Origin of the sequence: Gemmobacter lutimaris, from assembly GCF_003570715.1 — a bacterium.
GTDB lineage: Bacteria > Pseudomonadota > Alphaproteobacteria > Rhodobacterales > Rhodobacteraceae > Gemmobacter > Gemmobacter lutimaris.
Map to the genome: position 1 here is coordinate 233,943 of NZ_QXXQ01000001.1, position 24,781 is coordinate 258,723.

Annotated in this window: 22 protein-coding genes; 11 read left to right on the top strand and 11 right to left on the bottom strand. The window is 64.4% G+C overall.

What is annotated here, in order from left to right; all coding sequences use genetic code 11:
- Positions 1–10: 10 nt before the first annotated feature.
- Positions 11–1,195, top strand: coding sequence for a cytochrome P450 (locus D2N39_RS01080; protein ID WP_119132962.1), 1,185 nt, complete (start codon positions 11–13; stop codon positions 1,193–1,195).
- Positions 1,196–1,256: 61 nt separating this feature from the next.
- On the opposite strand, the gene D2N39_RS01085 is transcribed toward D2N39_RS01080, so the two are convergent.
- The gene (locus D2N39_RS01085) at positions 1,257–2,228 is read right to left on the bottom strand and encodes a DUF808 domain-containing protein (RefSeq protein ID WP_119132963.1); all 972 of its coding nucleotides are present in this window, start codon (positions 2,226–2,228) and stop codon (positions 1,257–1,259) included.
- A 201-nt stretch (positions 2,229–2,429) separates the two neighbouring features.
- On the opposite strand from D2N39_RS01085, the gene gap (D2N39_RS01090) reads away from it, so the two are divergent.
- From gap (D2N39_RS01090) to D2N39_RS23065, 4 genes are all read left to right on the top strand, one after another.
- Positions 2,430–3,434, top strand: a complete 1,005-nt coding sequence (gap, locus tag D2N39_RS01090; protein ID WP_054303387.1) for a type I glyceraldehyde-3-phosphate dehydrogenase — start codon at positions 2,430–2,432, stop codon at positions 3,432–3,434.
- 10 nt (positions 3,435–3,444) lie between these two features.
- A complete protein-coding gene (locus D2N39_RS23060; protein WP_199725174.1) occupies positions 3,445–3,588 on the top strand; it encodes a hypothetical protein in 144 nt (47 codons plus the stop codon).
- Between the two features lie 114 nt (positions 3,589–3,702).
- Complete coding sequence (gap, locus tag D2N39_RS01095) at positions 3,703–4,704, top strand: type I glyceraldehyde-3-phosphate dehydrogenase (protein WP_119132964.1); 1,002 nt, start codon at positions 3,703–3,705, stop codon at positions 4,702–4,704.
- 214 nt (positions 4,705–4,918) lie between these two features.
- Positions 4,919–5,086 carry a hypothetical protein gene (locus tag D2N39_RS23065; RefSeq protein WP_199725175.1) on the top strand — a complete coding sequence of 56 codons (168 nt, stop codon included), beginning with the start codon at positions 4,919–4,921 and terminating at the stop codon, positions 5,084–5,086.
- Positions 5,087–5,100: 14 nt separating this feature from the next.
- Here D2N39_RS23065 and coaD read toward each other — a convergent pair whose 3' ends face one another.
- From coaD to D2N39_RS01110, 3 genes are all read right to left on the bottom strand, one after another.
- The gene (coaD, locus tag D2N39_RS01100; RefSeq protein ID WP_119132965.1) at positions 5,101–5,592 is read right to left on the bottom strand and encodes a pantetheine-phosphate adenylyltransferase; all 492 of its coding nucleotides are present in this window, start codon (positions 5,590–5,592) and stop codon (positions 5,101–5,103) included.
- Between the two features lie 85 nt (positions 5,593–5,677).
- Positions 5,678–6,112 carry a CBS domain-containing protein gene (locus D2N39_RS01105; RefSeq protein ID WP_119132966.1) on the bottom strand — a complete coding sequence of 145 codons (435 nt, stop codon included), beginning with the start codon at positions 6,110–6,112 and terminating at the stop codon, positions 5,678–5,680.
- A 50-nt stretch (positions 6,113–6,162) separates the two neighbouring features.
- Positions 6,163–7,047, bottom strand: coding sequence for a LysR family transcriptional regulator (locus D2N39_RS01110; protein ID WP_119132967.1), 885 nt, complete (start codon positions 7,045–7,047; stop codon positions 6,163–6,165).
- Positions 7,048–7,147: 100 nt separating this feature from the next.
- Between D2N39_RS01110 and D2N39_RS01115 the strand changes: the two genes are divergently transcribed.
- From D2N39_RS01115 to D2N39_RS01135, 5 genes are all read left to right on the top strand, one after another.
- Entirely contained in the window at positions 7,148–8,647 is a 1,500-nt protein-coding gene (locus D2N39_RS01115) for a CoA-acylating methylmalonate-semialdehyde dehydrogenase (RefSeq protein ID WP_119132968.1), read from the top strand.
- Positions 8,648–8,833: 186 nt separating this feature from the next.
- Positions 8,834–9,973 (top strand): acyl-CoA dehydrogenase family protein, encoded by a 1,140-nt coding sequence (locus tag D2N39_RS01120; RefSeq protein ID WP_119132969.1) that lies wholly within the window; start codon positions 8,834–8,836, stop codon positions 9,971–9,973.
- The gene (locus D2N39_RS01125; protein WP_119132970.1) at positions 9,970–11,007 is read left to right on the top strand and encodes an enoyl-CoA hydratase/isomerase family protein; all 1,038 of its coding nucleotides are present in this window, start codon (positions 9,970–9,972) and stop codon (positions 11,005–11,007) included. Before D2N39_RS01120 ends, D2N39_RS01125 begins: the two co-directional genes overlap by 4 nt.
- Positions 11,008–11,011: 4 nt before the next feature.
- On the top strand, positions 11,012–11,884 hold the full coding sequence (gene mmsB, locus D2N39_RS01130; protein WP_119132971.1) for a 3-hydroxyisobutyrate dehydrogenase: 873 nt from the start codon (positions 11,012–11,014) through the stop codon (positions 11,882–11,884).
- 106 nt (positions 11,885–11,990) lie between these two features.
- Positions 11,991–12,197 carry a YgaP family membrane protein gene (locus D2N39_RS01135; protein WP_119133310.1) on the top strand — a complete coding sequence of 69 codons (207 nt, stop codon included), beginning with the start codon at positions 11,991–11,993 and terminating at the stop codon, positions 12,195–12,197.
- A gap of 16 nt (positions 12,198–12,213) precedes the next feature.
- Here D2N39_RS01135 and uvrA read toward each other — a convergent pair whose 3' ends face one another.
- Entirely contained in the window at positions 12,214–15,066 is a 2,853-nt protein-coding gene (gene uvrA / locus D2N39_RS01140) for an excinuclease ABC subunit UvrA (RefSeq protein ID WP_119132972.1), read from the bottom strand.
- Positions 15,067–15,266: 200 nt separating this feature from the next.
- Here uvrA and D2N39_RS01145 point away from each other — a divergent pair, with 200 nt between their 5' ends.
- Positions 15,267–15,635: a rhodanese-like domain-containing protein gene (locus D2N39_RS01145; protein ID WP_119132973.1), complete on the top strand. Its 369-nt coding sequence runs from the start codon at positions 15,267–15,269 to the stop codon at positions 15,633–15,635.
- On the opposite strand, the gene D2N39_RS01150 is transcribed toward D2N39_RS01145, so the two are convergent.
- From D2N39_RS01150 to D2N39_RS01175, 6 genes are all read right to left on the bottom strand, one after another.
- Positions 15,596–16,801, bottom strand: coding sequence for an MFS transporter (locus tag D2N39_RS01150; RefSeq protein ID WP_119132974.1), 1,206 nt, complete (start codon positions 16,799–16,801; stop codon positions 15,596–15,598). The two genes, D2N39_RS01145 and D2N39_RS01150, sit on opposite strands and share 40 nt — an antisense overlap.
- 130 nt (positions 16,802–16,931) lie before the next feature.
- A complete protein-coding gene (gene lpdA, locus D2N39_RS01155) occupies positions 16,932–18,329 on the bottom strand; it encodes a dihydrolipoyl dehydrogenase (protein WP_119132975.1) in 1,398 nt (465 codons plus the stop codon).
- A gap of 96 nt (positions 18,330–18,425) precedes the next feature.
- Positions 18,426–18,995: a DUF924 family protein gene (locus D2N39_RS01160; RefSeq protein ID WP_119132976.1), complete on the bottom strand. Its 570-nt coding sequence runs from the start codon at positions 18,993–18,995 to the stop codon at positions 18,426–18,428.
- 62 nt (positions 18,996–19,057) lie between these two features.
- Positions 19,058–20,305, bottom strand: coding sequence for an MFS transporter (locus D2N39_RS01165; RefSeq protein WP_119132977.1), 1,248 nt, complete (start codon positions 20,303–20,305; stop codon positions 19,058–19,060).
- Positions 20,306–20,395: 90 nt separating this feature from the next.
- Entirely contained in the window at positions 20,396–21,445 is a 1,050-nt protein-coding gene (gene queA / locus D2N39_RS01170) for a tRNA preQ1(34) S-adenosylmethionine ribosyltransferase-isomerase QueA (protein ID WP_119132978.1), read from the bottom strand.
- On the bottom strand, positions 21,442–24,738 hold the full coding sequence (locus tag D2N39_RS01175; RefSeq protein WP_233557018.1) for a YhdP family protein: 3,297 nt from the start codon (positions 24,736–24,738) through the stop codon (positions 21,442–21,444). Before D2N39_RS01175 ends, queA begins: the two co-directional genes overlap by 4 nt.
- Between the last annotated feature and the right edge of the window lie 43 nt (positions 24,739–24,781).

The following is a 24,781-nucleotide window of genomic DNA, read 5'->3' on the forward strand; positions in this document are numbered from 1 at the left end:
CGGAACCAGAATGCAAAGCCTGAGCCAGTCGCCCACCGATCCCGATTTCGTGCAGAACCCCTATCCGTTCTACGAACGCGCCCGCGCCGCCGGGCCGTTCTTCCTGTGGCAGGATTACGGGCTGATCTCGACCGGCAATTACGCCGCCGCCAATGCGATCTACCGCGACCGCCGCTTCGGCCGTGAAATCCCGCCCGAGGCACGGCAGCCGAGCCCCGACCGGCTTGCCCCGTTCTACGCGGTCGAAGCGCATTCCATGCTGGAGCTGGAGCCGCCGCGCCACACCCGCCTGCGCAGCCTCGTGCTGCGCGCCTTCACCTCGCGCCGTATCGCCGCGCTGGCGCCGGAAATCACGGCGCTGTGCCACGATCTGATCGACCGCCTGCCCGAAGGCGAGTTCGACCTGCTGGCAGAGTTCGGCCAGCGCCTGCCGGTCATCGTCATCGCCCGCCTGCTGGGCGTGCCCGAAGAAATGGCACCGGACCTGCTGCGCTGGTCCAATGCCATGGTCGGCATGTATCAGGCCGGACGCGACCGCGCGCGCGAGGATGCGGCGGTGGCCGCGACCGAGGATTTCGTAGCCTTCATGCGCCGCTATGTGGAGGACCGCCGCAAGACCCCGCGCGACGATCTGATCACCGCGCTGATCGCGGCCGAGGAAGCAGGCGAGAAACTTTCGACCGACGAGTTGATCACCACCTGCATCCTGCTGCTGAACGCCGGGCACGAGGCCACGGTGCACAGCATCGGCAATGGTGTGAAACTGCTTCTGGAACATAAAACCCCGCGCAGCGCCCTCGCAGCCCAGGCCATCACCGGCACGGTCGAGGAAATCCTGCGCCTCGATCCACCGCTGCATGCCTTCACCCGCTGGGCCTATGAAGAGGTCGAGGTCATGGGCACCCGCATCCCGAAAGGCGCCGAGGTGCAGATCCTGCTTGCCGCCGCCAACCGAGACCCGGCCGCATTCGACACCCCTGCCCGCTTCGACCCGGCCCGCCCGGTGAAGCCGAACCTCAGCTTCGGCGCCGGCATCCATTTCTGCGTCGGCGCCCCGCTCGCGCGGCTGGAATTGCAGGTCGCGCTGCCGATTCTGCTCGACCGCCTGCCCGGCCTGCGCCTCGCCGCACCGCCACGTTACGGCGATGTCTACCATTTCCACGGGCTCGAAGCCCTCCGCGTCACCGCGACCTGAGCCTCTTGCTTCTTGCAAAAATACTCAAATTCCCCGGCGCGGCACCCGCGCCGGCCCAGAGTTAATGCGCCGCCGGCTTGCGCCCGGTCAGCGCCGCCACCACCGGCCCGATAACCCGCGTCACCACCGGAACCAGCAGCAATCCATAAAGCAGCCCCAGCACACCGTCGCAGAAAGCGGTCACCGCCCAGGCAACCAGCCCCGCCGCCATAGGCACGCCCCCGGCGGCCAGTTCGGCAAGATGATGGATGCTGGTGTAGGGCTCGTGCAGGCCCAGCTCATGCAGCCCGTGAATGACGATATTGCCACCGACCCACAGCATCGCCAGCGTGCCGACCGAGGACAGCACCGCCAGAAGCTTCGGCATCCCGCGCACCAGCCCGCGCCCGAGACCCCGGATCGCCCTGCCGCGCGCCGCGCGCGCAAGATGCAAGCCCACATCATCCATCTTCACGATCAGCGCCACCGCGCCATAGACCGCAACCGTGATCAGCACCCCCACCAGCGCCAGCGTGAACGCTTCCATCCATGGTCCACTTTCCGGGATGGCAGCCAGCGAGATGGTCATGATCTCGGCCGAGAGGATGAAATCGGTCTTGATCGCACCCGCGACCTTTTCCTCTTCCAGATGCGCCGGATCGCGGGTGTCGAAATCCCGCTCCACCGCCGCATCGGCATGGGGCGCGAACATGTGCAACACCTTCTCGGCGCCCTCGAAACACAGATAACTGCCGCCCAGCATCAGCAGCGGGGTGATCAGGCCCGGAGCGAAATGGTTCAGCGCCAGCAGCGCGGGAAGCAGGATCAGCAGCTTGTTGCGCACAGATCCCAGCGCGATGCGTCCGATGATCGGCAACTCCCGATCCGCCGAGAAACCATGCACATAGGCAGGCGTCACTGCGGTATCGTCGATCACGACGCCAGCCGCTTTGGCCCCCGCCTTGGCCGCCGCGGCCGCCACATCATCGACCGAAGCCGCCGCGACCTTGGCAATGGCCGCCACATCATCCAGCAGTGCCAGCAAACCACTCATGCCGTTCTCCACTTCGTTACCGGGTCAGACTAACGAAGCTGCATCGCGGCGAAAAGATGCCAATCGCTGCTTCTTGTTAGCGAAAACAGCCGATGTTTGCGCCAACATTATGAAAACATGTCGCTTTTCAGCTTCCCCGACTCCCCCGCTTCCGGTATGGCCTGCCGAAGTTGCGGGGCTGGAAACACGGAGACGCGAGACATGACCATCACCATCGGCATCAATGGCTTTGGCCGCATCGGGCGCTGCACGCTGGCGCATATCGCGGAATCGGCCCGCAACGATGTGCAGGTCGTGGCGATCAACGCCACCGGCCCCATCGAAACCAACGCCCACCTGCTGAAATATGACAGCGTGCATGGCCGCTTCCCCGGCAAGGTCTCGGTCGAGGGCGACACGCTGGATCTGGGCCGTGGCCCGATCCGGGTGATGTCAACCTACAACCCCGACGAGCTGGACTGGGAAGGTATCGACGTCGTGCTGGAATGCACCGGCAAGTTCAATGACCGCGACAAGGCCGCTGTCCACCTTGGTCGTGGCGCCAAGCGCGTGCTGGTCTCGGCTCCCGCCAAGAATGCCGACAAGACCATCGTTTATGGTGTGAACCACCGTTCGCTGCTGTCGGAACATCTGGTCGTTTCCAACGGTTCCTGCACCACCAACTGCCTCGCCCCGCTGGCCAAGGTGCTGAACGATGCGATCGGCATCGAAAGCGGCATCATGACCACGATCCATTCCTACACCGGCGACCAGCCGACGCTGGACCGCCGCCACAAGGATCTGTATCGCGCCCGTGCCGCCGCCATGGCGATGATCCCCACCTCCACCGGCGCGGCCAAGGCCATCGGCGAGGTGCTGCCGGAACTCAAGGGCAAGCTGGACGGCTCGGCCATCCGTGTGCCGACGCCGAATGTCTCGGCCGTCGATCTGACCTTTGTCGCGGGCAAGGACGTGACCGTCGCCGACGTGAACGAGATCGTGCGCGAGGCCGCCGCTGGCCATATGGGTGCGGTTCTGGCCTATGACCCGGAGCCCAAGGTCTCGATCGACTTCAATCACACCAGCCATTCGTCTATCTTCGCCCCTGACCAGACCAAGGTCGTGGGCGGCCGCACCGTCCGTGTGCTGGCCTGGTATGACAATGAATGGGGCTTCTCCTGCCGGATGGCCGATGTGGCCGGTGCGATGGGGCGGCTCCTCCAATAACGGAGGGGTCGTGACCGACCGCATCGCCTTGGTTCTCGGCCTGCTGATCGTGGGTCTTATCGGCCTCGACGTTTTTTTGAACGGCGGGGCCGCTTTGGTTTTTCTGGGCCGCAAGATGCTGACCCTGATGGATTATCTGCGCTTCTGGAAGTGACGGCGCTGCCACGCGCCCGAGTTTTTGGTTGATCTTTGGCCTTTTCTTGCCATGTTAGCGCTACCAAAACCGACCGATTCGTCGGCCGGGTCGCGCATTGGCAAGGAGGCAGCCATGACCGTCAAAGTCGCTATCAACGGATTCGGACGTATCGGGCGCAACGTGCTGCGCGCCATCATCGAATCGGGCCGCACCGATATCGAGGTGGTGGCGATCAATGATCTGGGTCCGGTGGAAACCAACGCGCATCTGCTGCGCTTCGATTCCGTTCATGGCCGCTTCCCGGTCGAAGTCACCACTGGAGACGACTGGATCGACGTCGGCCGCGGCCCGATCCGGGTGACCGCCCTGCGCAATCCGGCGGACCTGCCATGGTCGGATGTCGATGTGGTGATGGAATGCACCGGCATCTTCACCAGCAAGGAAAAATGCCTCGCGCATCTGGAAAACGGCTCGAAGCGCGTGCTGATCTCGGCCCCCGGCGAGGGCGCCGACAAGACCATCGTCTTCGGGGTGAACCACGACACGCTGACGGCGGATGACCTGATCGTCTCCAACGCCTCCTGCACCACCAACTGCCTCAGCCCGGTCGCCAAGGTGCTGAACGATGCCATCGGCATCGAAAAAGGCATGATGACCACGATCCACAGCTATACCGGCGACCAGCCGACGCTGGATACGATGCACAAGGATCTGTATCGCGCCCGCGCCGCCGCGCTGTCGATGATCCCCACCTCCACCGGCGCTGCCAAGGCGGTGGGTCTGGTGCTGCCCGATCTGAAGGGAAAGCTCGACGGTTTTGCCATCCGGGTGCCGACGCCGAACGTCTCAGTCGTGGATCTGAAGTTCCTCGCGAAGCGCGACACCTCGGTGGAAGAGGTGAATGCCGCAATCAAGGCGGCTGCCGATGGCCCGCTGAAGGGCATTCTGGGCTACACGCTGTTCAAGAATGTCTCGTCCGACTTCAACCATGACCCGCATTCCAGCATCTTCCACATGGACCAGACAAAGGTGATGGACGGCCGCTTTGTGTCGATCCTCAGCTGGTATGACAATGAATGGGGCTTCTCGAACCGCATGGCGGATACCGCCGTGGCCATGGGCAAGCTGATCTGAGGTCCGCGCAAGGATTTTCCTGAAATCGTGCAAATTTCTTGCAAGAAATCTGGGGCGCCTTCGGGCGCCCTTCGTCTTTGCCCAGCCATGCAGATGCTGCAACGCGGCATTGCCAGCCACCCACCTTGTTAGCGCTACCTTTCAGGCGCATCTAGGCGGGGTGACAGGCATCCGGCCTGACACATGGACTCCACGAGATGTGGAAGGAAAAGACATGACGAATATCTTCACCCGCCTGAAATCCGCCGCGGAAAAACGCGCGCGTTATATCGAAACCCGCAACGAGATCGCGCGGCTGCCGCAGGATGTGGCGCTGGATCTGGGGTTGTTTCCCGGTGACGCGCATCGCATCGCGCATCAGGCTGTTTACGGCCGGGGCTGAAAAGCCCCTGCCCTTCAGCCATATTTGCGGCGCAAGGCCGCCTGAACATCGGGCGTGACGAATTTCGACACGTCCCCACCCAGCCGGGCGATTTCTTTCACCAGTTTCGAGGCAATGGCCTGCCGACGGGCATCGGCCATCAGGAAGACCGTCTCGATACTGTTGTCCAGCGCCCGGTTCATCCCGACCATCTGGAATTCATATTCGAAATCGGCAACGGCGCGCAGACCGCGCACGATGACCTGCGCCCCCACGTCGCGGGCGCAATTGATCAGCAGGTTTTCGAACGGGTGCACCACGATCTCGCCTCCGCAGGCTTTGGCGATACCGGCGCATTCCGCCTCGACCATGGCGACCCGTTCCTCAAGCGAGAACAGCGGCCCCTTGTCGCGGTTGATGGCCACGCCGATGACCAGCCGGTCCACCAGTTGCATGGCGCGCTGGATGATATCGACATGGCCGAGCGTGATCGGGTCGAACGTGCCGGGATACAGGCCGATGCGCATGGGCTCCCCCCTCATTTGCTGACGCCACGCAACAATATTGCGCGGCGCTTTGCAAGCGCGAATTTGCCGCGGCGCGGCAAGAGGCTCAGAAGCCCTTGATCATCCCTTCCAGCGCATCTTTCTCGGCGGCCAGTTCCATCAGCCGCGATTGCACCACATCGCCGATGGAAATGAGGCCGATCATCTCGTCCCCTTCCATCACCGGCATGTGGCGGAAACGCCCCGCGCTCATCTTCTGCAACACGTCATGGGTGGTTTCATCCCGCGTGCAGGTGACGAGTTTCGTGGTCATCAGCCCGTCCACCGCCTCGGCCAGACAGGTCGGGCCGCGCTTGCCCAGTTCGCGCACGATGTCGCGTTCCGAGACGATGCCCGCCGGGTGCTTGCCGTCTGCCGACACGATCACCGCCCCGATGCGGCGCATCGAAAGAACATGCGCAACCTCGGCGACGCTGGTGCCGGGGGCGACGGTGACAACCCCATCATCCGACTTGGTCTTGAGAATCTGCGCGACATGCATGGCAACCTCCTTGGCTCATGTACAAAGCCTTGCGCCTGCGCAATTTTATGTCAAGAGACAGCTTCCAGGCGTAATACTTCTTTACGAATACCGTCCCCAAGGAGATCGGCAAAGCGGTTGAGTCGCTCTACACGCTGATCGTCGGCGTGACGGATCAGCCAGAACGCACGGGTCAAACGCAGATCCGGCAGGATGCGTTCCAGTTCCGGCGCCGCAGGGCGGGCAAAGTCATGCACCACACCGATTCCGGCGCCATGCCGCAGCCAGTTGAGTTGCACCGAAACCGAATTGGACGCCAGCGGCACTGCATCGAGACCAAGCTGGCTGAGGTAATCCAGTTCCTTGTCGAAGATCATGTCGGGGATATAGCCGACGATCCTGTGGCCGTGCAGCGAATCGGGGCCAGTGATCGGTGGATGCTTCGCAAGGTAATCGCGCGAGGCGGCAAGGCTCAGGCGATAATCGGTCAGCTTCTGCACCGTCAGCCGCCCGGTTTCAGGCCGCGACACCGCGATAGCCATGTCCGCCTCACGTTTCGACAGGTTGAAGACACGCGGCAGGGCGACGATCTGCACCTCCAGCCCCGGATTGGCATCGCAGATCGCGGCCAGAACCTGTGGCAGCAGATAATTGGCGCAACCATCCGGCGCGCCGATGCGGATCTGCCCGGTCAGACCTTGCGTCCCGCGCAATTCCTCGGTCACGCCGGTCACCGCCTGCTCGGCGCGTTCGGCATGGGCGAGGATGCGCGCGCCTTCGTCCGTCAGCGCATATCCCTGCGGGCTTTTCACAAAGAGCCGCGCGCCAAGCGCCTCTTCCAGCCGCGCGATGCGGCGGCCGACTGTCGCCGGATCCAGCCGCAGCGCCCTCCCGGCGCCCGACAGGCTTTCGCTGCGCGCCACCGCCAGAAACAGTTTCAGATCATCCCAGTCCATCGCGCGCCTTTGCAGAAATGCAAAACTGATTTGGAAACTTGCCGCTTTTGCCGTGAAATTTGCAAGCCTATTGTAGCACCAGCAGATCGGGAGGATTCCAATGCAAGAGATCGGACACTGGATCAACGGCAAGATGGTGGCGGGCAAGTCGGGCCGCTTTGCCGAAGTCTACAACCCCGCCACCGGCGAATTGCAGGCGCGCGTCGCGCTGGCCACAGCCGACGAACTGGCCCATGCCATCGCCGAGGCGGAAAAGGCGCAGCCCGCATGGGCCGCCACCAACCCGCAGCGCCGCGCGCGGGTGATGATGAAACTCGGCGACCTGATCAATCAGCACATGGATGAACTGGCCGAGCTGGTCGCCCGTGAACATGGCAAAACCATCCCCGATGCCAAGGGTGATGTGCAGCGCGGGCTTGAGGTGATCGAGGTCTGCATGGGCGCCCCGGCCCTTCTGAAAGGCGAATATACCGACAGCGCCGGTCCGGGAATCGACCTTTATTCGATGCGGCAGCCGCTCGGCGTGGTGGCCGCCATCACCCCCTTCAACTTCCCCGCCATGATCCCGCTGTGGAAGATGGGCCCTGCCCTGTCCTGCGGCAATGCGGTGATCCTGAAGCCGTCGGAGCGCGTGCCCTCCACCTCGCTGCGGCTGGCGCAACTGGCGCAGGAGGCCGGTATCCCTGACGGCGTGCTGCAGGTGGTGAATGGTGACAAGGAAGCCGTGGACGGGCTGATCGACAATCCGACGGTGCAGGCCATCGGCTTTGTCGGATCGACCCCGATCGCGCAATATATCTATGGCCGCGCCGCCACCAACGGCAAGCGCGCCCAGTGCTTCGGCGGCGCCAAGAACCACATGCTGATCATGCCCGACGCCGATCTGGACAAGGCGGCGGATGCGCTGGTCGGCGCGGGCTTCGGCGCGGCGGGCGAACGCTGCATGGCGATCTCGGTCGCGGTGCCGGTGGGCGACGAAACCGCCGACCGGCTGATCGAAAAGCTGGTGCCGCGCATCGAAAAACTGAAGGTCGGTCCCTATACTGCCGGCAATGACGTGGACTTTGGGCCGGTGATCACCCGTCAGGCGCAAGAACGTATCCTTGGCCTGATCGGTTCGGGTGTGGACCAGGGCGCGAAGATCGTGGTCGATGGTCGTGGCCTGAAGATCCAGGGCTACGAGAACGGCTTTTACGTCGGCCCGACCCTGTTCGATAACGTGACCCGCGACATGGACATCTACAAACAGGAGATCTTCGGCCCTGTGCTCTCGACCGTGCGGGCCAAGACCTATGAGGATGCGCTGAACCTTGTGATCGACAACGATTACGGCAATGGCACCGCGATCTTTACCGCCGATGGCGATACCGCGCGCGATTTTGCGAGCCGGGTGAATGTCGGCATGGTCGGCATCAATTTCCCGATCCCGGTGCCGCTGTCCTACTACACCTTCGGCGGCTGGAAGAAATCGGCCTTCGGCGATCTGAACCAGTATGGCCCGGATGCCTTCCGCTTCTACACCAAGACCAAAACGGTGACGGCGCGCTGGTTCTCGGGGATCAAGGAAGGGGCGGCGCTGAACTTCAAGGCGCTGGACTGATTTCGACGACAAGGGAGGGGGGCTGTCTGCCCCCCTCTGCGCCGGACGGCGCATTCACCCCCCGAGGATATTTTCAGACAGAAAATCGGGGCGGGCCGCGCGAGGCCCGGCAAGATCGACCCTTGCAAAACTCTCGCAACAATCCAGAAATAAACATGTGTTCAATTCCAGCGGAGGAGGCTCGGGATGGATTTTGCATTATCCGAGGAACAACAGGCCATTTTCGAAATGGCGCAGGCGTTCGGGCAGGAACAGATTGCCCCCTTCGCACGGGAATGGGAGGTGGCGGGCACCATCCCCCGTGACTTGTGGGCCAAGGTGGCCGAGCTGGGTCTGGGCGGGCTTTACGTCAGCGAGGAGTTTGGCGGCACCGGCCTTGGCCGTCTGGATGCAACGCTGGTCTTCGAGGCGCTGGCGATGGCCTGCCCGGCGGTTTCGGCCTTCCTGTCGATCCACAACATGTGTGGCGGCATGATCGACAAGTTCGGCAGCGCCGAGATGAAGGCGCGTTATCTCCCCGGCCTGTGCAGCATGGAAAAGGTGTTTTCCTACTGTCTGACCGAGCCGGGCTCAGGCTCCGATGCCGCAGCGCTGCGCACGAAAGCGGTGCGTGACGATCAGGGCTGGCGGCTGACCGGCACAAAGGCCTTCATCTCGGGCGGCGGCTATTCCGATGCCTATATCGTGATGGCGCGCAGCGGCGCCGAGGGGCCAAAGGGGATTTCGGCGCTGGTGATCGAGGATGGCGCGGCGGGGCTGAGCTTTGGCGGGCTGGAAGACAAGATGGGCTGGCGCGCGCAGCCGACCCGTCAGGTGCAGATGGATGATTGCGCGGTGCCTGCCGCGAACCTGTTGGGGGAAGAGGGCAAGGGCTTTGCCTATGCCATGGCCGGGCTGGATGGCGGGCGGCTGAACATCGCCGCTTCCGCCCTCGGCGGCGCGCAGGCGGCCTTTGACGCGACGCTGACCTATATGGCCGAGCGGCGGGCCTTCGGAAAGACGCTCGATCAGTTCCAGGCACTGCAATTCCGTCTGGCGGAGCTGGAAGTGAAGCTGCAATCGGCGCGCATCTTCCTGCGTCAGGCGGCGTGGAAGCTGGATACCGGCGCGCCGGATGCCACAAAGTTCTGCGCCATGGCCAAGCTTTACGTCACCGATGCGGCCTTTGATGTGGCGAACCAGTGCCTGCAACTGCATGGCGGCTATGGTTACCTCGCCGATTACGGGGTGGAAAAGATCGTGCGCGACCTCCGGGTGCATCAGATTCTGGAAGGCACCAACGAGATCATGCGCCTGATCATCTCGCGCGCACTGGTTTCGGCATGAGCGACATTTTCCTCCGTAAGGCGGGGCGCGCGGGCCGCGTGACCTTCACCCGCCCGAAGGCGCTGAACGCGCTGAGCTACGAGATGTGCAAGGCGCTGGATGCGGCGCTGGTGTCTTGGGCCGCTGACCCCGATGTGGCGCTGGTGGTCATTGATGCCGAAGGCGAGCGCGCCTTCTGTGCCGGGGGGGATATTGCCGAGCTTTACGCCGAAGGCACGGCGGGCAATGTCGCTTATGGGCAGGCATTCTGGCGCGACGAATACCGGATGAATGCCCGGATCGGCGCCTATCCCAAGCCGGTGGTCACGCTGGTGCAGGGCTTCTGCATGGGCGGCGGTGTGGGTGTAGCCTGTCACGCCAGCCACCGCATCGCCGGCGAAAGCGCACAGATCGCCATGCCGGAATGCGCCATCGGGCTGGTGCCGGATGTCGGAGGCTCGGCGCTGTTGCGACACGGGCCGGGGCGGCTCGGCTGCTATCTGGGGGCAACCGGCACGCGGATGGGGACGGCCGATGCGATATACGCCGGTTTCGCCGATCACTTCGTGCCCGAGGCCGATTGGCCCGCGCTGATCGCGGCGCTGGAACGCTCCGGCGAGATTGCCGTGCTGCCACCCTTCCTGAAAGCGCCCGAGCCGGGCACCCTGCCCGACCTGCAAGCCGACATCGACCGGCATTTTGCCCGCGCCGATCTGGCGGTGATCGAGGCAAGCCTTGCCGCCGAGGATAGCGCCTTCGCCCACGACACGCTGAAGGCACTGCGTCGGGGGGCTCCGCTCGCCGTGGCGACCACGCTGGCGATGCAGCACCGCCTGCCCGCCGATGTGGCCCTGCCCGTGGCGCTGGAGATGGAATATCGCGTCACCCATCGCGCGCAGGAAATGACCGATTTTCTCGAAGGCATCCGCGCCATGGTGATCGACAAGGATCGCAAGCCGCGCTGGCGCCATGGCTCGGGCGCCGAGGTCACGGCGGCCGAAGTCAATGCCCTGCTGGCGCCACTGGGCGCCGAAACCCTGACGTTTACGGAGTGACACCATGAAAATCGGATTCATCGGCCTTGGCAACATGGGCGGCCCGATGGCGGCCAATCTGGTGAAGGCGGGCCATGCGGTCACGGGCTTCGACCTGACCGCGCCCATGCCCGAGGGCGTGAGCAAGGCCGAAACGGCGGCCGAGGCGGCGGTGGGCGCCGAGGTCGTCATCACCATGCTGCCGAATGGCGCCATCCTGCGCAGCGTCGCGGCCGAGGTGATCCCCGCGATGTCGGCGGGTGCGGTGCTGTGCGACTGTTCGACCGTCGATGTGGACAGCGCCCGTGCCGTGGCGGGCGAGGCGCAGGCGGCGGGTCTGGGCGCGCTGGATGCGCCGGTGTCGGGCGGGGTTGGCGGCGCCACCAATGGCACGCTGACCTTCATGGCGGGCGGCGCGGATGCAGACTTTGCCAAGGTGAAGCCGCTTTTTGACATCATGGGCCAGAAGGCCGTGCATTGTGGCGCTTCGGGCGCAGGTCAGGCCGCGAAGATCTGCAACAACATGATCCTCGGCGTAACCATGATCGCCACCTGCGAAGCGTTCGCACTGGCAGACAAGCTGGGCCTCGACCGGCAGAAGATGTTCGATGTGGTTTCCACCTCCTCCGGCTATAGCTGGACCATGAACGCCTATTGCCCGGCGCCGGGTGTTGGCCCGACCTCGCCCGCCGATAATGGCTACAAGCCCGGTTTCGCGGCAGAACTGATGCTGAAAGACCTGAACCTCAGCCAGCAGGCGGCAGTTTCGGCCGATGCCGACACGCCGATGGGTCAGCTTGCAGCCGAGCTTTACCGCCGTTTCGTCGAGGACGAGGCCGGGCGCGGGATGGATTTCTCGGCCATGCTGCCGCGCTTTGAAAAGCGGGGCCGCGCCTGAAATCCACGCGGCGCCCGCGTCAAGGCGCCGCGTGACATTCGCCTCGTTTCATTCCATATTCTGAATATGGCAAATGTTCCCGCTGCGGAACGAAACGGAGGTTCCCATGCCCACCAATGTCGGCGGTATCGACCGCATCCTGCGCATCGTCATCGGAGCGGCGCTGCTGGTCTGGTTCTTCGTGGATCAGGGCAGCGGCTTCTGGCACTGGGCCAAGCTTATCGGCATCGTGCCGCTGCTGACGGGCCTGCTGTCCACCTGCCCGCTTTACTCGATCCTCGGGATGAATACCTGTCCGATGAAACGCGGCTGACCCTTGAGGCGGCGGATCATTCCGCCGCCACCTTTTTCGGCATCAGCATCGGGCCAAGGTAACGGCCCGTATGGCTTTCCGCGACCTGTGCCACATGTTCCGGTGTGCCGGTCGCCACGATCCGCCCGCCGCCATCACCACCCTCGGGGCCAATGTCGATGATCCAGTCGGCGGTCTTGATGACATCAAGGTTATGCTCGATCACCACCACCGTATTGCCTTGTTCGACCAGCTCGTGCAGCACTTCCAGCAGCTTGCGCACATCCTCGAAATGCAGGCCCGTAGTGGGTTCGTCGAGGATATAGAGCGTGCGCCCGGTCGCCCGACGGGACAACTCCTTTGACAGCTTCACCCGCTGCGCCTCGCCGCCTGACAGCGTTGTCGCCTGCTGGCCGACCTTGATATAGCCAAGGCCCACCTGACACAGCGCCTCCATCTTGTCGCGGATCGCCGGAACAGCGCTGAAAAATTCGCGCGCATCTTCGCACGTCATGTCAAGAACGTCGGCGATGCTTTTGCCTTTGAAGCGAATTTCCAACGTCTCGCGGTTATAGCGGTGGCCTTTGCAGGTCTCGCAGGTGACATAGACGTCGGGCAGGAAGTGCATCTCGATCTTGATGACGCCATCGCCCTGACAAGCCTCGCAGCGCCCGCCCTTGACGTTGAAGCTGAACCGACCGGGCTGGTAGCCGCGCGCCTTGGATTCCGGCAGACCCGCGAACCAGTCGCGGATCGGAGTGAAGGCGCCGGTATAGGTGGCGGGGTTCGACCGCGGTGTCCGGCCGATGGGCCGCTGGTCAATGTCGATCACCTTGTCCAGATGTTCGAACCCCTTGATCGTCTCGCAGGGCGCGGGCGTCTCATGCGCACCGTTGAGCCGCGTCGCGGCGGTCTTGAACAGCGTTTCAATGGTCAGTGTCGATTTGCCGCCGCCCGACACGCCGGTCACGCAGACGAATTTCCCCAGCGGGAAATCCACCGTCACATCCTTCAGGTTATTGCCCGAAGCCTTTACAACAGTTAGCTTTTTGTCGTTCCCGTCGCGCCGGTCCTTTGGCACCGCGATCTCGCGCTGGCCCGCCAGATACTGCCCGGTCAGGCTGGCGGGATCTGCGGCGATGGCCTCGGGCGTGCCATGCGCCACCACGCGGCCACCATGCACCCCGGCACCGGGGCCAATGTCAAAGACGTAATCCGCCTCGCGGATCGCATCCTCGTCATGCTCGACCACCAGCACGGTATTGCCCTGATCGCGCAGCCCCTTCAGCGTGCCCAGAAGCCGGTCGTTATCGCGCTGGTGGAGCCCGATGGAAGGCTCGTCCAGCACATAAAGCACGCCGGTCAGGCCCGAACCGATCTGGCTCGCCAGCCGGATACGTTGGCTTTCACCACCCGACAGCGTGCCCGCATTGCGCGAAAGAGTCAGGTAATCCAAACCGACATTCACAAGAAAACCAAGGCGTTCTCGGATTTCCTTCAGAATGGCGCGAGCGATTTCGTTCTTCTGGTTGGTCAGGTGATCCGGCACCGTGCCGATCCAGGCATGCGCCTCGCGGATCGACATCTGCACAACCTCGCCGACATGCAGACCGCCGATCTTCACAGCCAGCGCCTCGGGTTTCAGCCGGTAACCGTGACAGGTGCCGCAGGGGCGGTTGTTCTGGTAGCGCTCCATCTCCTCGCGCGACCAGGAACTGTCGGTCTCGCGGTAGCGGCGTTCCATATTGGGGATCACCCCCTCGAAGGTGCGTGTCACCTGATAGATGCGGCCACCCTCGTCATAGCGGAACTCGATCTCCTCGCCACCCGAGCCGTAAAGGAACACCTGCCGCACCTTTTCGGGCAGGTCTTTCCACTTTTTCTTGCGGTCGAAGTTGTAATGCTTCGCCAGTGATTCAATGGTTTGCAGGAAATACGGGCTTTTTGATTTCGACCAGGGCGCGATGGCGCCTTGCGCCAGCGTCAGGTTCTGGTCGGGCACCACCAGCCGTTCGTCGAAGAACAGCTCCACCCCCAGCCCATCACAGGCCGGGCAGGCCCCGAAGGGTGCGTTGAAGGAAAACAGCCGCGGCTCGATCTCGGGGATGGTGAAGCCCGAAACCGGACAGGCGAAATTTTCCGAAAACGTCTTGCGTTCCGGTGTGTCGGTCGCGGTTTCCAGCACGGCGATGCCATCCGCCAGATCCAGCGCGGTTCGGAAACTGTCGGCAAGCCGCGTCGCCAGATCGGGGCGCACCACGATGCGGTCGACCACCACGTCGATGTCATGGCGGAACTTCTTGTCCAGCGTCGGCGGCTCGTCCAGCTCATAGAACTGCCCGTCCACCTTGACCCGCTGGAAACCCTGCTTGCGAAGCTCAAGGAATTCCTTGCGGTATTCACCCTTGCGGTCGCGCACAATCGGGGCCAGCAGATAGGCGCGCGTGCCTTCCTCCATCGCCAGTACGGCATCCACCATGTCCTGCACCTGCATCGCCTCGATCGGCAGGCCGGTGGCGGGGCTGTAGGGGGTGCCGACGCGGGCGAATAGCAGACGCAGGTAATCGTAGATCTCGGTCACCGTGCCGACGGTCGAGCGCGGGTTTTTCGACGTGGTCTTCTGCTCGATGGAAATGGCCGGCGACAGACCCGAGATATGGTCCACATCCGGCTTGCCCATCATGTCAAGAAACTGCCGCGCATAGGCCGACAGACTTTCGACATAGCGGCGCTGGCCTTCGGCATAGATCGTGTCGAAGGCGAGGCTGGACTTGCCGGAACCCGACAGGCCGGTGATAACGACAAGCTGGTCGCGCGGGATGTCCAGATCCACGCCCTTCAGATTATGCTCGCGCGCGCCGCGCACCTCGATGAACTTCTGTTCCGCCATGACCGACCTCACTGAGACGGCCAAGATTTAAGGCATCGCCGGGGAATCGCCAACCGGAAAACGTGAACAATTAGTGAACTTTTATGATTTTCCGCAAAAGTCACGGTTTTGTGGGCAGAGAAAGATTTGATCCTCTTGCAAAGCAATCACATTCATTTATTTGAATACAAATAAGCCCAATTCCGAAGACGGAGCCGCGCATGTTTTCCTTCCTCAAACCCTCTGCCAATCGTTGCAAACCCATCAGCCCGGTCGATGCCGTGGCGCGCGCCGCCAAGGGCGATCTGGTGCTGATCGACGTGCGCGACATTTCCGAGCTGAAATCCAGCGGCAAGGCCAAGGGTGCAGTGCATGTGCCGCTGATGGCGCTGCAAAGCCGTATGGCACCGGGCGCCGCCGATCTGCCCAAGGGCGTGGCGCTGGACACCCCGATCTGCCTTTACTGCGCCTCGGGCGGCCGGTCGGGCATGGCCGCCGATACGCTCTTGGGCATGGGCTATACTGAGGTCTACAACCTTGGGGGCCTCGGTCACTGGCAGGCGGGTGGCGGCGTGGTCGAACGAGTCTGACGCGCCCGCCTTGCGCCCTGCACCAGATGCAAGGCGATCCCGGCGGCAGAACAGAGTGCGACGAAAGCAGGCACCGCCATCACGCCTTGCGCGAGGATCAGCGCCGACAGGATCGGTGTGCCCAGCGTAGTGCCCACATTGCCCAGTTGCGCAATAGCCCCTGCCGCCAGTGTGCGCTCGCCCGCGCTGGCGTTGAGCGCGGGCACGGCGGCAAAGCTCGCCCCCTGCACCAGACCCAGCGCCCCGCCGATCCAGAGACTTGCGATCAGCCGCAGCGGCTCGGACGGCCAGCCGAGCCAGAGCGCCCCCGCGCCCGCCACCGCCAGCGCAAAGCCCAGCATGACCACCCGCACAGCGCCGAAGCGTCCCATCAGCCAGACCCCCAGCGTCAGCGACCCGGCGATGGAAACGAGCGGTAAAAGGCTTGCCATCAGCGCATGCAGGCTGTCGCCCGCAAGCGGCGGCAGCAGGGTCAACAGTGCGACGTAAGTGGCTGTATAGCAAACGAAACCCGTGGCAGGCGCAGCAATGAACGGTGAGGCATAGATCGCCAGATGCGCCCGCAGCACCCCGCCGGGAAACAGCGGCGTGCGGGGTCGTGGCGGATCCTCGGGCAGCATCCGCCAAAGCAGCGCCGCGAAAGCCGCCATCCAGACGGCATGGGCCAGCAACAAGGCACCCGGCCCCGCCACCTCGGCCAAAGGTCGACCCAAAAGCGCCAGCGCGGTGAAGGTGAAGGCGAAGAAGGTGGACCACAGCGCCATCGCCAGTCCCAGCCGCGCCGGCGGCGCGGTCTGCGCGATCATCACCGGGGCAGCGATGACGATGGCCAGATGGCTCAGCCCTTCCAGCACACGCAGGGCGAGCATCACGGGCAGCGGCGGGAACAGGCTTTCCAGCAGCGACAGAACGGCGCCTGCCAGCAGCGCCGCCACCAGCACCCGCCGATAGCCGAGCCCCTGCACCAGCAGCCCCGCCGTGGTGCCGAAAATCAGCCCCGGCACGCCGACGATTGAAACGAAGAGCCCGAGCGCCAGCGGGCCCGCACCGGGATAAAGCGCGGGCGCCAGATCGAAGATCACCCCGATCTTGCCGAATTGCGCGGCGGCCCCCAGCCCCGCGCCCCAGAGCGCCAGAACCAGCCAGAAAGCGGAATGGGTTTTCATACCTCAGGCTTAGCCCGCACCTGCGTCCGAAGCCAGAGGCGACCGACAGGAAAAAGGGGGCTTTCCGCCCCCTCTTGCCTTCTGCAATTCACCCCGAGGATATTTGTGAACAGATGAAACCGGCGGCGGATCAGATATGCAGGGCGCGACCGTAGGCGTCCAGCACGGCCTCGTGCATCATCTCGCTGAGCGTGGGATGCGGGAAGACGGTGTTCATCAGGTCTTCCTCGGTGGTTTCGAGGCTGCGACCGACTACATAGCCCTGAATCAGCTCGGTCACTTCGGCGCCGACCATATGGGCGCCCAGCAGCTCGCCGGTTTTCGCGTCGAAGACGGTCTTGATCATGCCTTCCGCCTCGCCAAGGGCGATAGCCTTGCCGTTGCCGATGAAGGGGAAGCGGCCGACCTTCACGGTGTAGCCCGCGTCCTTCGCCTTTTGTTCAGTCAGGCCGACGCTGGCGACCTGCGGGTGGCAATAGGTGCAGCCGGCGATCGAATTGGGCTTGATCGCATGCGGATGCTGGCCCGCGATCAGTTCGGCCACCATGACGCCTTCGTGGCTGGCTTTGTGGGCAAGCCAGGGCGCGCCCGCGATGTCGCCGATGGCATAAAGGCCATCGACCCCGGTGCGGCAATATTCATCGGTCACCACATGGGTGCGGTCGATCTTGACGCCCAGAGCCTCCAGCCCGAGGTTTTCGACGTTGCCGACGATGCCCACGGCGGAAATCACTGTGTCGAACTCGGCCGTGGTTGTGCCCTTGGCATCTTCCAGATGCGCGGTGACGCCCACGCCCGGCTTGCGATCCAGCTTCTTCACCGTGGTCTTTTCGAGGATCTTCATGCCCTGTTTCACGAAGGCTTTCTTCGCAAAGGCGCTGATCTCGGCATCCTCCACCGGCAGCACACGGTCCATCACCTCGCAGACGGTCACCTCGGCGCCCAGCGTATTGAAGAAGCTGGCAAATTCGATGCCGATGGCGCCAGAACCGATGACCAGCAGTTTCTTCGGCATGCGTTTGGGTTGCAGGGCGTGTTTGTAGGTCCAGACCAGATCACCGTCGGCCTCCAGCCCCGGCAACTCGCGGGCACGCGCGCCAGTGGCGAGGATGATGGCGGGGGCGGTCAGGTCTTCGGTGCCCTTGTCGGTCTTGACCGAGACTTTGCCCTTGGCCGGCAGCGTGGCCGCGCCCATGAAGACGGTGATCTTGTTCTTCTTCATCAGATGGCCGATACCACCCGACAGTTGTTTGGCCACCCCGCGCGAGCGGGCGACAACGGCATCCAGATCGTAACCGATCCCGTCCGCCTTCAGACCGAATTCCTTGGCGCGGTGCATCAGATGGAACACTTCGGCCGAGCGCAGCAGGGCCTTGGTGGGGATGCAGCCCCAGTTAAGGCAGATGCCACCCAGATGTTCGCGTTCGACGATGGCGACATTCTTGCCCAGTTGCGCGGCACGGATTGCGGCGACGTAGCCCCCCGGACCGGCCCCGACCACGATGACATCAAAACTCTTGGCAGCCATATTTCCCCTCCTCTGGAAAAGTAGTTTGCCATTAAACTATCAGAAACAACCCAGCAATGCAGCGCAGCGCATGGGCCATTGCGCCTGACGCATGGCTCAACCCCGAAGATCGTTTACCGTTGAAGCATATCCGCCGCCCTCCATGAAGGCGATTTCCTCGGGGCTGGACTCCCGCCCCAGCGCCGCATTGCGGAAGGGAAAGCGGCCAAAGCGGGCAATGATCGCCTGATGGGCGCGGGCATGCAGCAGGGTTTCCGCCGCTTCGGGCATGCGCTCGGCGATCAGCCTGACCGCCAGCGCCTGATCCTCCGGATCCTCGCTATGCTCGAAAGGCAGATAGAAGAACTGCCGTTCCGGAGTCGGAACCTCCAGATCCCAACCTGCCGCCACGGCCTTGCGCGCCACGTCGCGGGCCAGCGGATCAGTAGCAAAGGCTGTGGCCTCGCCCCGGAACATGTTACGGGAAAACTGGTCGGTCAGCACCAGCAGCGCCAGCGCCCCGGCAGGGCCTGCGGCCCAATGATCCAGCCCGCCGTCACGGGCGGCCTGCCAAAGATCCAGCCAGCGGTCACGGATGTCGGCGTCCAGCGCCTCGCCCCCGGCATACCAGCCCTCGGGGCCGATCTCGCCCAGCCAGTAATCCAGAACCTGAACCGGATCAGACATCGCAACCTCCCCTGCCCTTGTCGCGTCCGGGCAGGGTGACAGGCTTTCCGGCGGGCCGCAAGTCAGGGTTGCGGCAACGACGGCTCGCCCGTGTCGGCCTCTTCCATCACCGCGCCGACCGCCAGGGCCGAAGCCGTGGGCGCCACCGCCGCATAGGCGCCGGTCACGCCGGGCGCCGCGCGGCGTGTCATGCGCCAGCCAGCATAGGCGGCAAGGCCGAAGAAGTTCAGCCCGATGAACAGGAAGAAGCCGCGCGGGCCGATCACCTCCATCATCCAGCCGGTCAGCAGCGGGCCGAAGATCGCGCCCAGACCGTTGAGGAACAGCAACCCGGACGATGCCGCCGCCATGTCATCCTTGGTCAGGAAGTCATTGGTATAGGCGATCAGCAGCGAATAAAGCGGGTTGGCAATCCCCCCAAGCACCATGGCCACAGCAATCAGGCCGACGAAAGGCAAAGCGAAAACCGCGGCCAGTGCCATGATTGCGGCGGCGGCGGCGGCAAGCCACAGGATCAGCCCGCGCCGGTCGCGCCGGTCCGACAGCCAGCCGATCGGGTATTGCAGGATCAGCCCGCCCACATACATGGCGCCGACGAAGATCGAGATTTCCTGAACACTCAGCCCGCTTTTCGCCCCCCAGACCGAGGCCATCCCGAACATGGCCGAGAAGATGCCGCCGGTCAGCATCATGCCAATGCAGCCCAAGGGCGAAATGCGCCAGAGTTTCGGGAAGCTGAGCCGCTTGTTGCTTTCGAAGGTCGGGGTCTGCGTCACCGTCAGCAGGATCGGCATGAAGGCGAGGCTCACCAGAACCGAGGGGATCACGAACAGGGTAAAGCTTTCGGGGCTGGCCACATTCATCAGGATCTGGGCCGAGATGATGCCGATCATCTGCACGATCATATAGGCCGACAGCGCCTGCCCCCGTGTCTCGTTCGTCGCGGTGTTGTTCAGCCAGCTTTCTGCGGTGATGTAGACGCCGCAGAAGCTGAACCCGATCAGCACGCGCAACAGCGCCCAGACGATCCAGTCGGGTGCCACGGGGTAAAGCACCAGCACCGCCGAAATCGCCGACCCGAGGGCCGCAAACACCCGCACATGACCGACGCGGCGGATCATGTCGGGCACGGTCAGCGAGCCGAACAGGAAACCCGCGAAATAGGCCGACATGACGATGGAGAGTTCATAGGTGCGGAACCCCTCCATCGTGCCGCGAATCCCCAGCAGCGTGCCCTGCATGCCATTGCCGACCATCAGCAGCATGACGCCCATCAGAAGGGGCCAGGACGAGGCGATGACATTGGGCATGGCGGACTCCGGTCAGGTAACAGCAGGCAGGTCTAGCAGGGGTTCAGGCACAGAAGTGTAACACGGGCGACGCCCTGACGGGCAGCCCCGTCACCCCGGCAACAGCAGCGAGGCATCGCCATAGGAAAAGAAGCGATAGCCCGAGGAGATGGCATGATCATAGATCCGCAGGATCCGGTCACGCCCCATCAGGGCCGACACGAGCATCATCAGTGTCGATTTCGGCAGGTGAAAATTGGTCATCAGCCCGTCGGCCACGCGGAAGGTGAAGCCAGGATAGATGAAGATGTCGGTCTCGCCGCGCCATGGCGCAAGCTTCCCGCCCTGCGCCGCGCTTTCGATCAGCCGCAGCGCCGTGGTGCCGACCGGGATCACCCGCCCCCCCGCGGCCTTGGTGGCCGTGATCTCGGCAACCGCAGCGTCAGACACCTCGCCCCATTCCGCGTGCATGCGATGGGTGGTCACGTCCTCGACCTTCACCGGCAGGAAGGTGCCGGCGCCGACATGCAGCGTGACTTCGGTGAAATCGACCCCGCGCGCGCGCAAGGCCGCCAGAAGATCGGCATCGAAATGCAGGCTGGCGGTCGGCGCCGCGACCGCGCCGGAATGGCGGGCGAAGACGGTCTGGTAATCCTGATGGTCTTGCGCATCAGGGGCGCGTTTCGCGGCGATGTAGGGCGGCAGCGGCATCTGTCCCGCCGCCGCAAGGGCGGCATCGAAATCCGGGCCTGTCAGGTTGAATTCCAGCACCACATCCGTGTCACCCTTGGTGGCAACCGATGCCGCAAGCCGATCGGAAAACACGATCTCCTCGCCCTCTGCCAGCTTGCGCAGGGGTTTGGCCAGCGCCCGCCAGCCGCCCGAAGCGACGGGTTCCAGCAGGGTGATTTCCACCTTCGCCGAAACCCTGCCCTGCGCAGACTCGCGCCATCGCGTGCCGCTCAGCCGGGCGGGAATGACCTTGGTGTTGTTCAGCACCAGCCGGTCGCCGGGTTTCAGCAGCGTCACCAGATCGCGCACATGCAAATCACGGATCGCATCGCCCTCGGCCAGCAACAACCGCGCGGCGGGGCGCGGTTTCACCGGGCGCGTGGCGATCAGATGCTCTGGCAGGTCGAAATCGAAATCGGAAAGTTTCATTGGTCCTGTCTCAGCTTCGGCACCGGGCGGCGGAAAATTTCACGGAACATCCCCGGCGTCAGGATCGACAGCGGATTGACCGAAATCGCCGGGCGGTCCGAGGTGCCGCGGATATGGTAGTTGAAGCCGAACAAGCCTTCGCCCTTGCGTGTCAGAACCGAACCGATGCCATTGAGCAGATAGATGGGCGAGATCACGCCTTGCAGGTTCAACCGCTTGTTGCGGCTGTCGAACGTGCCAGCGGCAGAGACGCCCATGGATGCGCCCACGGCGGCGCCCCTGCTGACCTCGACCCCTGCCGGTGTCAAGCGGAACTGCGCATCTGCCTCGGCAAAGACCAGCCCGGCGCCGTTCAATTGTTCGAGAATACCGACGACCGAGATGGCCGACAGCAATTCGGCCAGAACCGGGGCATTGGTCACGCGGAAGTTGCGGGCGGTGGCGATGCCGTCATAGCTGTTGGCCCCGACGGGCACCAGTTGCAGGTCAAGTGCCCCGCCCCGCGCATTTTCAAAGATCCCGGCCGAAGCGATCACTCCCCCGGCATCGTCCGAGGTGATGCGGATGCCGCTGCCGCCCTTCATCGGCGCGACCGTGCCACGCACCGCTGCCCCGCCATTCACCCGTCCGGTGAAGGTGCCGCCAAAGCCACCGCGTGAGGTGAACTCTCCGCGCAGCCCGGTCAGCGCGATGCCGTCCGTCACCTGCACCCGGTCCAAGGTGGCGCGCATGGGCGCGCCATCCGCCGCCGCGCCGCCGCCTGCGCGCGCGGGCAGCCGGCGCAGGTCGATGCGGCCCCCCGTGACCTCGACCCCGACGGCGCGGCCCTTGCCCCGCCCGTTCAGCGTCACCGGGGCATCCAGCCAGTCGCCAGCCTTGACACTGGTGAAGCGCGCGCGGTCCAGCCCGCCGCCGCTGCGCAAAGCGACATCGCCCTTCACGCTCAGCCCCGGCGCTTGCAGGGACAGCGCCTGCACCTGCGGCGGCTGGCCCAAAGTCGCGGCAACTTCCAGCTTGCCCCCCGCACCGGGCGCCTTGCGCCAGCCGATTTCCGGCACCGCCAGCCCCAGCCCCCGCAGGTCGGAACTCAGTGACAACCGCCCCGCGCCGCCCTTCGGCAGATCCAGCGTGAAGCGCCCGCTGCCCTGGCCCGAGATCATGCCCTCCGGCAGACCCAGCGAGAATTCGGACACCGTGCGCGGCGATAGCTCCACAGTTCCGGCGATGGAGGACCGCCCGCCCGCCTCAGGCCCGAAGGGCAGCTTGTAGGTGGCATCGAAAGGCACTGCCCCGACGCGCCCCTTGCCGCTGATTTCCAGCCCCGAAGGCCCGGCCGTCAGGCGCAGCGCATCCGCCGTCAGTTGCTTGCCCGGCACAAGCACGGCAGAACGCACATCGGTCAGATCGCCTTCCACCCGATAGGACACATCCTCCAGCAGGATATGCGGCACCAGCGGCAGGCGCAGAACGGCCGAAACCTCGGCCCGCCCTTCCCCCAAGGCAACCGGCCGCCCGGCCTTGGTCAGAAAACGGAACGGCTCCTGATCCAGCAGTGACAGGGCTGCGGTAAGGCTGGACTTCGTGCGCAGCTGGATTTCGGCCTGTGCGGGCTTTTGCAGGATGTCCAGAACCGAGAAGATCGAGCCGTCCATCTGGATGCGCCCACCCTCGGGCGGCGTTACCTGCCCGCGATCCAGCACCATGGTATAGCTGTTACCCTCAATCGTGGCATAGCCATCGCCCTGCCGGATCGGTGGCAGGGTCTTGAGGAAACGCACGTCGCCCCCGGCGAAATCATATCCCAGCGAAAGGCGCGGCTCGGCCCCCGGTTCCAGCCGCAAGGCGACCTTCACATTGCGCAGCAACCCCTCCTGCACATTCTCGACCAGCCATTCGCGGGTCTTGGGCACCGCCGACACCGGCCAGAGCGCCAGCAGCCGGTCATGCCGGATCGCATCCAGCGCCAGATCCAGCGCCAGATGCCAGCCCGTCGCATCGGCGCGGGCCGAGCCCTTCGCCTCAAGCCGCCGTCCTTCCTCCAGCAGGGTCAGTTGCCCGACCTCCAGCCGGAAGGGATCGGGTTGCAGGCGCAGGTCCAGTGCCCCCTTGCTGAAGGTGACAGGTTCGACGAACAGGCCCTCGGGATCCACTTTCACCTCGGAAAAGGCGATCTGCGCCAGAAATGCCGATGGGCGGCCCGTCGTCACCCCCGGCGCATAGACATGCCCCGTCGCGCCCAGCCGCAGCGACCGGCTTTGCACCGCGATTTCCGTCAGGTCGATGCGTTCACGCGCCGGATCAAAGGACAAGGCCAGTCGCGCGGACTCGAACCCCACGGGCTTGCTTTCCGGGCTGGGCTGCAAGGCTCCGGGGCCAAGCGCAAGTTCCGCTTCCAGCCCGGCAACCTGCCCGTCCGCCCCGACCGATCCGTTCAGCCGCCCGGAGATCGGCGCGTCAAGCGCAGAGAGGAACCCCAGAACCGGCGCCTGCACCGCCAGATCGCGCGCGGCGATGCCTTCGACCGTGGCACGCAGCCTGGCCCCTGCCGCGCCACGGTCGGTCTGCACCTGAACCTGCGCCTGTGCCAGATCGGCACCGCTGCCCAGACTGAAGCTCATCTCCGCGGCCAGCCCCTCGGCCGCGTTGACCAGCACCGCCCGCCCGTCGCCCAGTTGCCAGACCCGGCCCGCGCGGGCATCATCCAACCGCAGCGACAGCGCCTCGACCGTGACCTCCTGCAAGGCCGCCATCTGCGGGCGGGCGAAAACGGCATCCAGCGCCGCCATCACCTCGGCAAGGCTGCCCAGTTGCGGCCCGGCCCCTGCCTCGCCCAGATCAAGGTCGAACCGGCCCTGCACATCGCGGCGCAGCCGCACGGAAGCCCCTGACAGCACGACCGAGGCCGGACGCAGCCGGAATTCCGCAATCCCCAGCGGATCAAAGGCCACGCGCGCCTCGGGCAGCCGCAACAATGGCCGCCCGCCCGCACGGGTCAGGCGCAGATCCTCCAGCCGCAGGCGTGGCACCCAGTCGCGGCCGACGGCGATCTCGACCCCGCCGATGGACAGGTTGTTGTCGCCCATCGGCAGCGCATCGTTCAACCGCGCCTCAGCCTCCGCCACCGCCCACACCGGCAGGCGGATCGGCTTGCCGGTCAGCGCCAGCACACCAAACCCGGCCAGCGCCAGCACGAAGGCAAGACTCAGCAGCATCCAGAGGCCGAACCGCATGGCGCGGCGCGGCGCGCGCGATGGCGCGCGGGTCTCTTCCTCTGGCTTGGTCTCGTCGGTCATGCCTGCGTCTTTTCCGGCATTCGGCCTTTTTCGCCGGGGTTGC